We start from the raw sequence: 13,835 nt of genomic DNA, 5'->3' as shown, positions 1-13,835 counted from the left end.
GACCGGCCGCTCCCCGTGCCCGCCCGCCACCCCGGCAGGACCGCCGCGGCGATCGCCTGCGTCGTCCTCGGCCTCGGACTGATCGGCGGCGCCGTCACCGGCAGCTGGCTGACCGGCGACTCGTCCGCCGACGCCGCGTCGGGCGGCGGCTACGCACCGCTGCGGACGCTCTGGCACAGCACCCCCGTCGACACCTTCTTCCCGCGCACGCTCAAGGGCGACGGCGCGGGCCCCGGCGGTGCCGACCGCACCTGGACCAGGGTCGCCGTGTCACCGGACACCGGCTGCGCGGACGCCCTCGACCCGCTCCTCCTGAAGACGCTGCGCCCGGTCGGCTGCGAACGGGTCCTGCGCGCGACCTACGCCGACGTCACGAGCAGCACCGTCACCACCGTCGGCCTGGTCTTCACCGAAGGCGAACCGTCGGCCATGGAGGAGCTGGGCACCCGCTTCACCGACGAGAAGCTCGCCGAACGCTCCGATCTGATGCCCCGCACCTACCCGGTGAAGGGCACCGTGGCGGCCGGCTTCGGCGACAGCCAGCGCGCGAGCTGGACGGTGAACGTCCTCACCGAGGCCCCCGTCGTCGTGTACGCCGTCTCCGGCTTCGCCGACGGCCGCCGGATCCCCTACCCGCAGCCCGTCGCCAAGGCCACCGCCGACGGCGCGAAGACCGCCGCCGCCCAGTCCGGGCTCGGCCACGACGCCAAGGGCATCGCCGACCGGGTGGAGCGCGGTCTGCGTACGACAGTCAGCACGGCAACGGAGAAACCCCGATGACGACGCCCCCGGCAGCGGGACCGGCTCCGGCAGCACGGACGACGCGGCTCTTCCGGTGCTGTCGCCACCCCCTCGCGGCCACGCTCGCCGCCGCCTCCTTCCTGCTCGCCGTCCCGGCCACACCCGCGCACGCGGACGTCATCCGCGCCCAGCAGTGGGCCCTGGAAGCCATGCACACCGACGACGCCTGGCGCACCACCAAGGGCGAGGGCATCACCGTCGCCGTCCTGGACACCGGCGTCGACCCCACCCACCCCGACCTCGCCGGACAGGTCCTGTCCGGCAAGGACCTCATCGGCTTCGGCGCCAAGAGCGGCGACCGCGCCTGGGCCCGCCACGGCACCGCCATGGCGGGCATCATCGCGGGCCGGGGACACGGCCCCGGCCGGGAGGACGGTGTCCTCGGCATCGCCCCCGAGGCGAAGATCCTGCCGGTCCGCGTCATCCTCGAAGGCACCGACCCGGACCGGGCCAAGGCCCGCAAGTCACGCGGCGGTTCACTCGCCGACGGCATCCGCTGGGCCGCCGACAACGGCGCCGACGTCATCAACCTCTCCCTCGGCGACGACAGCGAGTCCGCCCACCCGGAGCCCGGCGAGGACGCCGCCGTCCAGTACGCCCTGGCCAAGGGCGCCGCTGTCGTCGCGTCGGCCGGCAACGGCGGCGAGAAGGGCGACCGCATCTCGTATCCGGCCGCGTACCCCGGAGTGATCGCCGTGACGGCCGTCGACCGCTACGGCACGCACGCCGCCTTCTCCACCCGGCGCTGGTACGCCACCGTCAGCGCGCCCGGTGTCGACGTCGTGATAGCGGATCCCGACCGCCGCTACTACGAAGGCTGGGGCACCAGCGCCGCCTCCGCGTTCGTCTCCGGCGCCGTCGCCCTCGTACGCGCGGCCCACCCCGACCTCCGCCCGGCGCAGATAAAGAAGCTGCTCGCCGACACCGCGCGCGACGCCCCCGACGACGGGCGCGACGACGCCACCGGGTACGGCATCGTCGATCCGGCCGCCGCGATCGAGGCGGGCGGAAAGCTGAACACCGCCAAGGCCGGTACGAAGGGCGCGGCGACCGGCTACACGAAGCAGTACTTCGGCCGCGGCCCCGACAACACCCGGGGCGCGTCGGAACCGGCCGGCTGGCTCGCCCCGGTCGCGGGCGGCCTCGGCGCGCTGCTGCTGGCCGGTGCGGTGGTGCTCTGGCGCGGCGGACCGGTCACCGGCCGCCGGCCGCGCTGACGGCCGCCCGGGCCACCCTCTCGACCAGGGCGACGCCCGCGTCCTTCGCAGGATGACCGCCCGAGAGGACGGCCACCAGGACCGCGCGGCCCCCGGCCGAGACGCGGCCGACCGAGTTGACCACCCAGAGCCCCGTGGCGCTCAACGGCATCCACCCGTTCTTGAGCGCCGGCGCGCTCCCCGCCGCCGAGACGCCCCACGCCTGGTCCGCCACCACATGTGTCATCAGGTCCACCGCGAAGGCACGCGAGCGCTCGCCCAGAGGTGTCGCCCCGTCGCCGAACACGGCTTCCAGCAGGGTCAGTTGGTCCGTCGCGGTGGTGCGCGAGAGACCCCACTCCCGCGCCGCGGCCGACTCGCACAGACCGAGCCGCCGATGGGCCGCGTCCAGCCCGTCGGCGCCGCCGATCACGTGCCACAGCGCGGTCGCGGCGTCGTTGTCGCTGCGCTCGATCATCGCGGCGGCCGACCGGCGCTCCTGGGCGGTCGGCTCGCGGCCGGTGTCCTGGCAGCGCAGCAGCAGCGCGAGGAGAATGCCGAGCTTGACGACGCTGGCGGAGGGGTGGGCGGGCGTCGGACCGCGGTGGTGGGCCGTGATGCGGCCGGTGGCGGTGTCGCGCACGGCGACGCTGTACGTGACGTGCTCGCCGGTGCCGGTGCCGGTGCCGGTGCCGGTGCCCGTGTCGCTGTCGAGCGGTTCCCTGCGAGAGTCCATGGTGTCCGTCCCCCTCGGTTCGCGGCTGATTCTGCCCGTACGGGATCACGGGAGCCGCCCGGCGGGCGGGGCCGGCCCGCCCACTAGGCTCGCCCCGTGGCTCTCAAGAACATTCCCGATTCCGGCTTCTCCGACGACAACGGCACCGCCGACCCCGTCCTCGTGGACGCCCTCGCCGCCTGGTCCGCCGACCGGTCCGCCGAGCCGCGCGTCCTCGCCGCGCTCAAGGGTGCCCGGCTGCTCGTCCCCGTCGTCGCCGTGCTCGGTGAGACCGAGGAGGACGAGCGCGGGCTGCGGCGTGAGAAGAACAGCGACATGGCCGTGCCCACCCTCCAGGCCGGCGGCCGGCGCGCGCTGCCCGCCTTCACCTCGACCGCCTCGCTGGCCCGCTGGGACCCCGCCGCGCGCCCCGTCGCCGTACCGCTGCACCAGGCACTGAGCGCGGCGGCGCACGAGAAGGCCGACACGGTCGTCATCGACCTGGCGGGGCCGGTGCCGTACGAACTCGCCGGACCGGCCCTGTTCGCGCTCGCCGAGGGCCGCACCAGCACGGACCCGCTCGACGACCCGGCCGTCGTCGCGGCGGTGAAAGAGGTGGCCGCCGCCGAGCCCTCCGTACTGAGGGCCCATCTCGGTCCCGGCGAGGCCGACGGCATCCTCGCGCTCGTCCTGCTGCCGGACGCGGCTCCACCGGACGCCGTGCGCCGGATCGCGGGCGCGCTGGCGGCGCACGACGTGCTGAGGGCCCGCCTGGTGCGCGGCCTCGACCTGGCACTGCTGCCGGCCGGCGCCTCACCTCCGGGCGAGCCCCTGTTCGTACGCGATCAGCCGTAGACCGGCCGTGGACCGGCGCGGGGGCCGGCCGGGACCGGCCGCCGGTCAGCCGTAGACCGGTCCCGTGTACTTCTCGCCGGGGCCCTGGCCCGGCCCGTCCGGGACCAGCGACGCCTCGCGGAAGGCCAGCTGGAGCGACTTCAGCCCGTCGCGCAGGGGAGCCGCGTGGAAGGAGCTGATCTCCGTCGCGCTCGCGTCCATCAGCCCGGCCAGCGCGTGCACCAGCTTGCGGGCCTCGTCCAGGTCCTTGTGCGCGTCGCCGTCCTCCGTGAGACCGAGCTTCACCGCGGCGGCGCTCATCAGATTGACGGCGACCGTGACGATCACCTCGACGGCCGGCACCTCGGCGATGTCGCGGGTCATGGCGTCGAAGTCGGCTGGTTCCTGGGGGGAGGTCGTGTCGCTCATTCCGCACACGATATGCCCAGCCGAGGGGGAGAGGAGACACGAAGTTAGCTCACCCGGGCCGGAGCTGCTAACCTTGTGTAACGACCGGTCGGACACGTGTGTGTCCGGCCCACAAGTGGAGGCTCCGTTCTCCCACCTGGCCGCCCCTCGGGGTGGCGGGTCACCGGTCAGGTGGTCCCCATCGTTCCGTACGGACGATGGAGCCGCCCGATTCGCCCCGCGGTTCGACGCGGCGGTGTTCCGGTATTCATGGAGCTCCCGCCTGTGTCCCGTCCGGGGCATTTTTCGATTCTCCGCGCGGTTGGTCTGACGAAACAGACGTTACGCGGCTGCCTGCCAGACAGTCGTGTGGTGCTACCGAGGAGGATCCATCAGCGCTGAGCCCCGCATTAACGACCGGATTCGTGTTCCCGAGGTCCGCCTTGTCGGCCCCAGCGGCGAGCAGGTGGGCATCGTGCCGCTTGCGAAGGCCCTGGAGCTCGCGCAGGAGTACGACCTGGACCTGGTCGAGGTCGCGGCGACCGCCCGTCCGCCCGTGTGCAAGCTCATGGATTACGGGAAGTTCAAGTACGAGTCGGCCATGAAGGCCCGTGAGGCGCGCAAGAACCAGGCGCACACGGTCATCAAGGAGATGAAACTCCGGCCGAAGATCGACCCGCATGACTACGACACCAAAAAGGGTCACGTCGTCCGGTTCCTCAAGCAGGGTGACAAGGTCAAGATCACGATCATGTTCCGTGGTCGTGAGCAGTCCCGCCCCGAACTGGGCTTCAGGCTGCTCCAGCGTCTGGCTTCGGACGTCGAGGAGCTCGGCTTCATCGAGTCGAACCCGAAGCAGGACGGCCGGAACATGATCATGGTGCTCGGCCCGCACAAGAAGAAGACCGAAGCCATGGCAGAGGCCCGCGAGGCCCAGGCGGCCCGCAAGGCGGAGCGTCAGGGTCACGCGACCGACGGCAGCGCGAACACGTCCACGGACGCCGCGAACCGTAACGACGCCGACGCCGAGGCTCCGGCCGAATCGCCCTCCGAGGCGTGATCCTCGGGCCGCCGGCCAGGCGCCCCCGGAATCCCGCCCGGATTTCATACATAGCAATCTGACGCTCCCATGAGCCGGTTCCGGCCGGCCGGGGAGTGCCACTGATGAGGAGAACGGCGTTATGCCGAAGAACAAGACGCACAGCGGTGCGAAGAAGCGCTTTCGCGTGACCGGCTCCGGCAAGATCCTTCGCCAGCGTGCGGGCCGTCGCCACTACCTGGAGCACAAGCCGTCCACCCTGACGCGCCGCCTCGCCGGCACGGTGGAGCTGGCTCCCGGTGACGCCGCGAAGGCCAAGAAGCTTCTCGGCCTGTAGGCGCGAGCCCCGCGGGGCGGGGCCCAGCCGCCATACCGACCACGCCGTTCTCGGGTCACGTCAACGCCCGTGACCCAGCTACAAGGAGTTAACAAGTGGCACGCGTCAAGCGGGCAGTCAATGCCCACAAGAAGCGCCGGGCGATCCTCGAGCAGGCCAAGGGATACCGCGGCCAGCGTTCGCGCCTGTACCGCAAGGCCAAGGAGCAGGTAACCCACTCCCTGGTCTACAACTACAACGACCGCAAGAAGCGCAAGGGCGACTTCCGCCGGCTGTGGATCCAGCGGATCAACGCCGCCGCCCGCCAGAACGGCATGACGTACAACCGCCTCATCCAGGGTCTCAACGCCGCCAACGTCGAGGTGGACCGCAAGATCCTGGCCGAGCTCGCGGTCAACGACGCCAACGCGTTCGCCGCGCTCGTCGAGGTCGCCCAGAAGGCGCTCCCGAGCGACGTCAACGCCCCGAAGGCCGCCGCCTGATCCCCAGCCGGATCACGGATCGCGACACTTCCCGCCGGACCCGCAGGCACACCGCCTGCGGGTCCGGCGCGTTCCACCCCGTACACGCACGTACGTCACCGCGCGCGGCACCCACCCCACGCGCCCACGTCCGCACGAGAAGCGAGCCGCCGCCCATGGGCACCCCCGAGCTGATCTCTCCGCGTTCCCCGCGAGTCGTCGCCGCCCGGCGGCTCGCCAGACGGGCCTTCCGCGGCAAGGAACGCCGGTTCATCGCCGAGGGACCGCAGGCCGTGCGCGAGGCGGTCGAGCACCGGGGCGAGGACGGTGCCCCCACGCTGGTCGAACTGTTCACCACCGTCGAGGCAGCCGAGCGGTACGCCGACATCGTGGCGGCCGCCCGCGCGGCCGGGGTACGGGTGCACTACGCCGACGCCGAGGTCGTCGCCGACGTCTCGCAGACCGTCACCCCGCAGGGCCTGCTCGGCGTCTGCCGCTTCCTGGACTCGCCCTTCGAGTCCATCCTGCGGGCGCGCCCCCGGCTCGTCGCCGTCCTGGCGCACGTACGCGACCCCGGCAACGCGGGCACCGTGCTGCGCTGCGCCGACGCAGCGGGCGCCGACGCCGTCGTCCTCACCGACGCGTCCGTCGACCTCTACAACCCCAAATCCGTCCGCGCTTCGGTCGGTTCGCTCTTCCATCTGCCGGTCGCCGTCGGTGTCCCCGTCGAAGAGGCCGTGGCGGGCCTGCGGGGAGCGGGGGTCCGGGTGCTGGCCGCCGACGGGGCGGGCGAGGACGACCTCGACGACGAACTCGACGCGGGCACCATGGGCGGTCCGACCGCCTGGATCTTCGGCAACGAGGCATGGGGGCTGCCGGCCGGGACACGGGCGCTGGCGGACGCCGTCGTGCGCGTGCCGATCCACGGCAGGGCCGAGAGTCTGAACCTCGCGACCGCCGCGGCCGTATGTCTCTACGCCTCCGCTCGGGCGCAGCGTGTCCGCACCGCGAGCTGAGGGGGTCCGCGCAGTCACCTTGAGCGATGAGAGCGAGTAGGGTGACCGGAAACTCGGGGGCCCACTGTGCTCTTCGGAAGAGGTGGGATGCGGGCATGACGGTCGGGGCGAGCGGGTCGGCCACCACACGGGGACCCGTCAGGCCCGATCCCGGCGAATCCGTCCCCCACGGCCCCGAAGGCCCCGCGCGTAACCCCGGACAGGACCTCGGAGAGGACTTCGGGATCCATCCCGACGATCTCCCCGACGGTCTCGTCGTCGCCGACGAGACGGGCCGCGTCATCTGCTTCAACGCCGCCGCCGCCCGGATCACGGCCGTCGCCGCCACCGAGGCCGTCGGCAGCCCGCTGGAGCGCGCGCTGCCCCTGGAAGACCTCGAAGGCCGCCGCTGGTGGGCCCTCACCGACCCGTACGGGGGGCTGCGCACCCGCTTCGGCCAGCCCGAGCGCAACCTGCTGCTGCCCGGCGGCCGTGAGGTCCTCGTCTCCGCCCGCTATGTGCGCGCGTTCCCCCAGGGGCCCGTACGCAGGCTCGTCATCAGCATCCGCGGCACCGAGGCCCGTCGCCGTACCGAACGCAGCCACGCCGAGCTGATCGCGACGGTCGCGCACGAGCTGCGCTCCCCGCTCACCTCGGTGAAGGGATTCACCGCGACGCTGCTCGCCAAGTGGGAACGCTTCACCGACGACCAGAAGCGGCTCATGCTGGAGACCGTCGACGCCGACGCCAACCGCGTGACCCGGCTGATCGCCGAACTGCTCGACATCTCCCGGATCGACTCCGGACGTCTCGAAGTACGCCGCCAGCCGGTCGACATCCCCGTCGCCGTCGGACGGCACATCCAGTCCTTCACCGCCTCCGGGCAGTCGCCCGACCGTTTCCTCGTACGGATCCAGCAGCCGCTGCCCGCGCTCTGGGCCGACCCCGACAAGATCGACCAGATACTCGGCAACCTGCTGGAAAACGCGGTGCGCCACGGCGAGGGAACCGTCACCATCGAAGTGGCACCCGCCCGGGTCAAACATGGCGACCTCGGGCACGCGGAGCACGCCAACGCGGAGCACACCCACGCCGACGGCGGCGCGACAGGAACGGCGGTCACCGTGAGCGACGAAGGCCCCGGCATCCCCGAGGAGTCGATGGGCCGTGTCTTCACCCGCTTCTGGCGGGGGAGCAAGCGCGGCGGGACCGGCCTCGGGCTGTACATCGTCAAGGGCATCGTCGAGGCGCACGGCGGGACCATCACCGTCGGCCGCGGACCCGGCGGCGGGGCCCAGTTCCGATTTATCCTGCCCGTCGGCGCCCCGGCCTACCTGGCCTGACCGCCCACGGGCTTCTTCGCTCCGTACGGCCTTTAGACTCGACCCTTGGCGCCTTTGCGTCCTCGGCCATCGAGCGGGGTCGTTTTCGCCCGGACAGGACCCAGCCAACCGGAAGTACGGGAACAGATGTCGGCACCCAACAAGTCGTACGACCCAGTCGAGGTCGAGGCGCTGAAACCGGAAGAGATCGAGCGCATGCGGGACGAGGCGCTCGCCGCCTTCGCCGCCGCCGGCGACCTCGACGCGCTCGCTCACGCGAAGACGGCGCACGCCGGCGGCACCTCGCCCCTGTCGCTCGCCAACCGCGAGATCGGCGCGCTGCCGCCGCAGGCCAAGGCCGAGGCGGGCAAGCGTGTGGGCCAGGCCCGCGGCGCCGTGAACAAGGCGCTCGCCGCCCGGCAGACCGAGCTGGAGGCCGAGCGGGACACCCGCGTGCTGGTCGAGGAGGCGGTGGACGTCACACTGCCCTACGACCGCACCCCCGCCGGCGCCCGGCACCCGCTCACCACGCTCTCGGAGCGCATCGAGGACATCTTCGTGGCCATGGGCTACGAGGTGGCCGAGGGCCCCGAGATCGAGACCGAGTGGTTCAACTTCGACGCGCTCAACATGGGCCCGGACCACCCGGCCCGCGGCGAGCACGACACCTTCTTCGTCCGGACCGGCGACGGCGCCGACGGCGCGGACGACGGCTCCGGCCTCGTCCTGCGTACGCACACCTCGCCGGTGCAGGCCCGCGCCCTGCTCGGCCGTGAGCTGCCCGTCTACGTGATCTGCCCCGGCCGGGTCTACCGCACGGACGAGCTGGACGCCACGCACACCCCCGTCTTCCACCAGGTCGAGCTGCTCGCCGTCGACGAGGGCCTCACCATGGCCGACCTCAAGGGCACCCTGGACCACATGGTCCAGGCGCTGTTCGGCGGCGAGGGTATGAAGACCCGGCTGCGGCCGAACTTCTTCCCCTTCACCGAGCCGTCCGCCGAGATGGACATGGTCTGCTACGTGTGCCGCGGTGAGTCCGTCGGCAACCCCGACCGGCCCTGCCGCACCTGTGGCAGCGAGGGCTGGATCGAGCTGGGCGGCTGCGGCATGGTCAACCCGAAGGTGCTCGTCGCCTGCGGTGTGGACCCGGAGAAGTACAGCGGATTCGCCTTCGGCTTCGGTATCGAGCGGATGCTGATGTTCCGGCACAACGTCGAGGACATGCGAGACATGGTCGAGGGTGACGTCCGGTTCACCCGGCCGTTCGGGATGGAGATCTGATGCGCGCCCCGCTTTCCTGGCTGCGCGAGTACGTCGAGCTGCCGGCCACCGAGACCGGTCGCGACGTCCAGGCCAGACTCATCTCGGCCGGTCTGGAGGTCGAGACCGTCGAACAGGTCGGGGCGGGCCTCAAGGGCCCCCTCGTCGTCGGCAAGGTCCTCACCATCGAGGAGCTGACCGAGTTCAAGAAGCCCATCCGCTTCTGCACACTCGACGTCGGCGACGCCAACGGGACCGGCGAGCCGCAGGAGGTCATCTGCGGTGCCCGGAACTTCTCCGTCGGCGACAAGGTCGTCGTGGTCCTCCCCGGCGCGGTGCTGGCCGGCGGGTTCGAGATCTCCGCGCGCAAGACGTACGGCAGGACCTCGCACGGCATGATCTGCTCCAGCGCCGAGCTGGGCATGGGCGACGACGGCAGCGGCGGCATCGTCGTGCTGCCACCCGAGTACGAGGTCGGCACCGACGCCGTGGAGCTGCTCCAGCTCGTCGACGAGGTCCTCGACATCGCCGTCACGCCGGACCGCGGGTACTGCCTCTCCATGCGCGGCATCGCGCGCGAGACGGCCATCTCGTACGGGCTCCCGCTCCGCGACCCGGCGCTGCTCGACGTCCCGGCGCCGAACTCCTACGGCCACCGCGTGGAGGTGGCGGACCCGGTCGGCTGCGACCACTTCACCATGCGCACCGTCACCGGGCTCGACCCCGAGGCGCGCTCCCCGATCTGGCTGAAGCGCAGGCTCCAGAAGGCCGGGATGCGCCCCATCTCGCTGGCCGTCGACATCACCAACTACGTGATGCTGGAGATCGGCCAGCCGCTGCACGCGTACGACCGCAAGCTCGTCGACGGCGCCATCGGCGTGCGGCGTGCCGAGCAGGGCGAGGAGCTGACCACCCTCGACGGCGTCAAGCGCGTCCTGGACGCGGCCGACCTCGTCATCACCGACGAGCGCGGGCCGATCGGTCTCGCCGGTGTCATGGGCGGCGCCGACACCGAGATCGCCGACGGCGAGATCGTGGCGAGCCCGCTGGCCCCGTCCGCCGCCGAACGCGCGGCGCGCGGCACCACCGAGGTCGTCGTCGAGGCGGCGCACTTCGACCCGGTCAGCGTGGCGCGCACGGCACGCAGGCACAAGCTGTCGTCCGAGGCGTCCCGGCGCTTCGAGCGCGGCGTCGACCCGCACGCGGCCGCCGCCGCCGCGCAGCGCACCGTCGACCTGCTGGTGCTGCTCGCGGGCGGATCCGCGGAGGCCGGAGTCACCGAGGTCGTCGCGCCGTCCGGACCGCACACCATCACCATGGCCGCCGACCACCCCGACAGGGTGGCCGGGGTCGGATACGGCAGGGAGACCGTCGTACGCCGGCTCCAGGAGATCGGCTGCGACGTCTCCGGACAGGACGAGCTGATCGTCACCGTCCCGAGCTGGCGTCCCGACCTGCGCGAGATCAACGATCTCGCCGAAGAGGTCATCCGGCTCGAAGGCTACGAGAACCTGCCGTCCACGCTGCCCCGGCCGTCGTCGGGTCGTGGGCTCACCGGACGGCAGCGGCTGCACCGCAGGGCCGGCCGCGCGCTGGCCGGCGCGGGCTATGTCGAGGCGCCGAACTACCCGTTCATCGGCGTGGCGCAGCTCGACCAGCTCGGGCTGCCCGCCGACGACGAACGGCGCCGTACGGTCACGCTCGTCAACCCGCTCGCGGACACCGAGCCCGCGATGCGCACGACGCTGCTGCCGGGCCTCTTCGGCGCGCTGCGCCGTAACGACGGCCGGGGATCGCACGATCTGGCGCTGTTCGAGACGGGGCTGGTCTTCCGGCCCACGGGCGAGGAGAGCGCACCGGTCAGGCTGCCCGTCGACCGCCGGCCCACCGACGAGGAGATCGCCACGCTCGACGCGGCGCTGCCCCGGCAGCCGCGCCGTGCCGCCGTCGTTCTCGCCGGTGCGCGCGAGCAGGCCGGCTGGTGGGGCAAGGGCCGTCCGGCCGACTGGGCGGACGCCGTCGAGGCGGCCCGTACGGTCGCCGCCGAGGCGGGCGTCGAGCTGACGGTCGAGGCCGATCAGCACGCGCCGTGGCACCCGGGCCGCTGTGCGGCGCTGTACGCCGCGGTGGAGGGCGAACGGACGCTCGTCGGCCACGCGGGTGAGCTGCACCCGCGCGTCATCAAGGCGTACGGCCTGCCGGAGCGCACCTGCGCCATGGAGATCGACCTGGATCTCGTGGAGCGGGCGGGCACCGGCGCGCTGACGGCGCCGCGGATCTCGACCTTCCCCGTCGCCACACAGGACGTGGCGCTGGTCGTCGGTCAGGACGTCCCGGCCGCCGACGTGGAGCGGGCGCTGCACGAGGGCGCGGGTGAACTGCTGGAATCCATCCGGCTGTTCGACGTCTTCACCGGGGAGCAGCTCGGCGAGGGCAGGAAGTCGCTGGCGTACGCCCTGCGGTTCCGCGCCACGGACCGGACGCTGACCGTCGAGGAGGCGTCCGCCGCGCGCGACGCCGCGGTGTCGCTGGCCGCCGAGCGCACCGGGGCGGTGCTGCGCGGGGCGTGAACCCCGCGGGGCCCGCCGAACGGCCGGGACGCTGAACGACGGAGAAGCTGAACGACGGAGAAGCTGACAGGCCGAAGAGCTGAGAGACCGAGGGGCGCGTCCGGATTCAGGTCCGGACGCGCCCCTCGGCCGTGCCCGTACGCCGGTGCTCGTCGGCTCGCGTCGAGTCGCGTAGGGGGAAAACGCGGATACGGCGCAGGCCGGGGGGCGAACACTGCGCCGTATATCCGCCTCGCAACCTCCTGTTCGCCGCTTCCGGCATCGGGTCGTGCGGCCGAGTCGTCCGTCCCGCCCGCGGAGTGTCTGGCAGGTGGGCGGGACGGACGACGGGGTGTGGGCCGCCGTACCGCACGAGGGGGAGTGCGACGGCCCGGCCGCTCCTTGCGAGATGACCAAGTCAACCGGCGGGGCGCCCGGCGCGGCAGGGCGCACAACGGACCGATCCGGGCATTACGTTCACACCCCGTGCGATGCCCCACTACCCTGAGGCTGCCTAACCCCGGAGGGGCACATGCAGCCCAATACCCTGCTGGATTCACTGATCGACGAGGCGGGCATGTCCCACGCCGGATTCGCCGCCCGGGTCAACAGGGCCGGACAGGCGCGCGGACTCGGCCTGCGGTACGAACACACCTCCGTGCTGCGGTGGTTGAGGGGCCAGCGGCCGCGCGGCCCGGTGCCCGAGCTGATCTGCCAGGTGCTCGGCGACCGGCTGGGGCGCACGCTCACGCTGGACGACATCGGCCTCGGCGCGGCCCCCGGGGCGCCGAGCCGTGACGCCACCCTGGCGGTCTTCGTGGAGCGTGCCACCGCGCTCTGGCGCTCCGACCAGCAGCAGCGGGGCCATGTCGTGGCGGCGCCCGCCGTGACCGGTACGCACGCCGTGATGCCGGTCTGGGAGTGGGAGAACCCGCCGCAGGACGCGGACGTCTCGCGCGCCGGCCACAGCCGCGTCGGCCCGGCCGACATCGAACTGCTGCGGACGGCCAGGACGCACTACGAGCTGATGTACCGCCGGGCGGGCGGTCTCGCCACCCACGCCAGGGTCGTCGGCTTCCTGAACGCCGAGACCGCGCCCATGCTGCGCGGCGGCTACAGCGACGCGACGGGCCGCCGGCTGCACCGCGCCACGGGTGGACTGGTCGCGGTGGCCGGTATCTGCGCGTACGACTCCGACGCGCAGGGTCTCGCCCAGCGCTACTTCCACCAGGCGCTGCGGCTGGCGAAGGCCAGCGGGGACACGGGGCTGGGCGCGTACGCCATCGCGCTGCTCGTCAACCAGTCACTGTTCATGGGGGAGTACCGGCAGGCGGTGGCCTTCGCCGAGGCGGCGCTGCGTACGGCGGGGCGGGCGATCACCCCGGCGCTGGCCGCGGATCTGTACGCGATGCAGGCCAAGTCGTACGCGCTGCTCGGCGACGGGGGCGCGGCGCGGGTGTGCATCGGACGGGCGGAGGCCGAGGCGGGCCGGATCAGACCGGGCCAGGAGCCCGAGGAGACCGGCTATGTGGAGCCGGGTCTGGTCAATGTGCAGGTGGCGGAGGCGCTGCTCTGTCTGGGTGATCTGGCGGCCGCGCGGACGCACGCCGCCGAGGCGGTGGGCGCCCCGGCGCACGAGCGGGGGCGGGTGCACCGGCTCGCGATGCTGACCCAGATCGAGCTGCGGCAGGGTGAGCCGGACCGGGCGGCGGGTACGGCCCGGGAGATGGCCGAGCGGGCCCGGGGGATGGAGTCGCTGCGGCTCAGGGACCGGATGGGCGCGGTGCGGCTGGGGCTGCTGGAGAGCGGCAGCGCGGAGGCGACGGAAGCGGCGGGATACGTCGCACGGTCCCTGCGCGTTCCCCTGTGAGGAGGCGCCTGCTGCCATATTGCCAACTCCCAACCGGAAGGTGGC

13 protein-coding genes are annotated in these 13,835 nt (G+C 72.6%); 11 read left to right on the top strand and 2 right to left on the bottom strand.

All coding sequences use genetic code 11. The features are described from left to right. The first annotated feature begins 15 nt into the window (after positions 1-15). Positions 16-780, top strand: coding sequence for a hypothetical protein (locus tag GXP76_RS09965; protein ID WP_242571091.1), 765 nt, complete (start codon positions 16-18; stop codon positions 778-780). Continuing rightward, a complete protein-coding gene (mycP, locus tag GXP76_RS09960) occupies positions 777-2,018 on the top strand; it encodes a type VII secretion-associated serine protease mycosin (RefSeq protein WP_242571089.1) in 1,242 nt (413 codons plus the stop codon). The genes GXP76_RS09965 and mycP overlap by 4 nt, the downstream gene beginning before the upstream one ends. On the opposite strand, the gene GXP76_RS09955 is transcribed toward mycP, so the two are convergent. Continuing rightward, the gene (locus GXP76_RS09955; RefSeq protein ID WP_242571088.1) at positions 1,996-2,733 is read right to left on the bottom strand and encodes a serine hydrolase; all 738 of its coding nucleotides are present in this window, start codon (positions 2,731-2,733) and stop codon (positions 1,996-1,998) included. The genes mycP and GXP76_RS09955 overlap by 23 nt on opposite strands. Positions 2,734-2,829: 96 nt before the next feature. Here GXP76_RS09955 and GXP76_RS09950 point away from each other — a divergent pair, with 96 nt between their 5' ends. Further along, entirely contained in the window at positions 2,830-3,567 is a 738-nt protein-coding gene (locus GXP76_RS09950) for an SseB family protein (RefSeq protein ID WP_242571087.1), read from the top strand. Positions 3,568-3,612: 45 nt separating this feature from the next. Here GXP76_RS09950 and GXP76_RS09945 read toward each other — a convergent pair whose 3' ends face one another. Next, the gene (locus tag GXP76_RS09945) at positions 3,613-3,975 is read right to left on the bottom strand and encodes a DUF1844 domain-containing protein (protein WP_242571086.1); all 363 of its coding nucleotides are present in this window, start codon (positions 3,973-3,975) and stop codon (positions 3,613-3,615) included. Between the two features lie 346 nt (positions 3,976-4,321). On the opposite strand from GXP76_RS09945, the gene infC reads away from it, so the two are divergent. The 8 genes from infC to GXP76_RS09905 all read left to right on the top strand — a co-directional run bounded on the left by infC (position 4,322) and on the right by GXP76_RS09905 (position 13,790). Beyond that, entirely contained in the window at positions 4,322-5,014 is a 693-nt protein-coding gene (gene infC / locus GXP76_RS09940) for a translation initiation factor IF-3 (protein ID WP_242571085.1), read from the top strand. 121 nt (positions 5,015-5,135) lie between these two features. Beyond that, positions 5,136-5,330 (top strand): 50S ribosomal protein L35, encoded by a 195-nt coding sequence (gene rpmI, locus GXP76_RS09935; RefSeq protein WP_078078233.1) that lies wholly within the window; start codon positions 5,136-5,138, stop codon positions 5,328-5,330. Positions 5,331-5,425: 95 nt separating this feature from the next. After that, positions 5,426-5,812 (top strand): 50S ribosomal protein L20, encoded by a 387-nt coding sequence (rplT, locus tag GXP76_RS09930; protein WP_242571084.1) that lies wholly within the window; start codon positions 5,426-5,428, stop codon positions 5,810-5,812. Between the two features lie 155 nt (positions 5,813-5,967). Beyond that, positions 5,968-6,807: an RNA methyltransferase gene (locus GXP76_RS09925; RefSeq protein WP_242571083.1), complete on the top strand. Its 840-nt coding sequence runs from the start codon at positions 5,968-5,970 to the stop codon at positions 6,805-6,807. Between the two features lie 95 nt (positions 6,808-6,902). Next, positions 6,903-8,129 (top strand): sensor histidine kinase KdpD, encoded by a 1,227-nt coding sequence (locus GXP76_RS09920; protein WP_242571082.1) that lies wholly within the window; start codon positions 6,903-6,905, stop codon positions 8,127-8,129. Between the two features lie 126 nt (positions 8,130-8,255). Further along, on the top strand, positions 8,256-9,392 hold the full coding sequence (pheS, locus tag GXP76_RS09915) for a phenylalanine--tRNA ligase subunit alpha (protein ID WP_242571081.1): 1,137 nt from the start codon (positions 8,256-8,258) through the stop codon (positions 9,390-9,392). After that, a complete protein-coding gene (pheT, locus tag GXP76_RS09910; RefSeq protein WP_242571080.1) occupies positions 9,392-11,941 on the top strand; it encodes a phenylalanine--tRNA ligase subunit beta in 2,550 nt (849 codons plus the stop codon). Before pheS ends, pheT begins: the two co-directional genes overlap by 1 nt. Before the next feature lie 511 nt (positions 11,942-12,452). Then, positions 12,453-13,790: a transcriptional regulator gene (locus GXP76_RS09905; protein ID WP_242571079.1), complete on the top strand. Its 1,338-nt coding sequence runs from the start codon at positions 12,453-12,455 to the stop codon at positions 13,788-13,790. The last annotated feature ends 45 nt before the right edge of the window (positions 13,791-13,835 follow it).

Source organism: Streptomyces sp. NP-1717, from assembly GCF_022695985.1.
Classification (GTDB): domain Bacteria; phylum Actinomycetota; class Actinomycetes; order Streptomycetales; family Streptomycetaceae; genus Streptomyces.
Note: the sequence above shows the minus strand (reverse complement) of the source record. Positions and strands in the feature narration are given on the sequence as shown.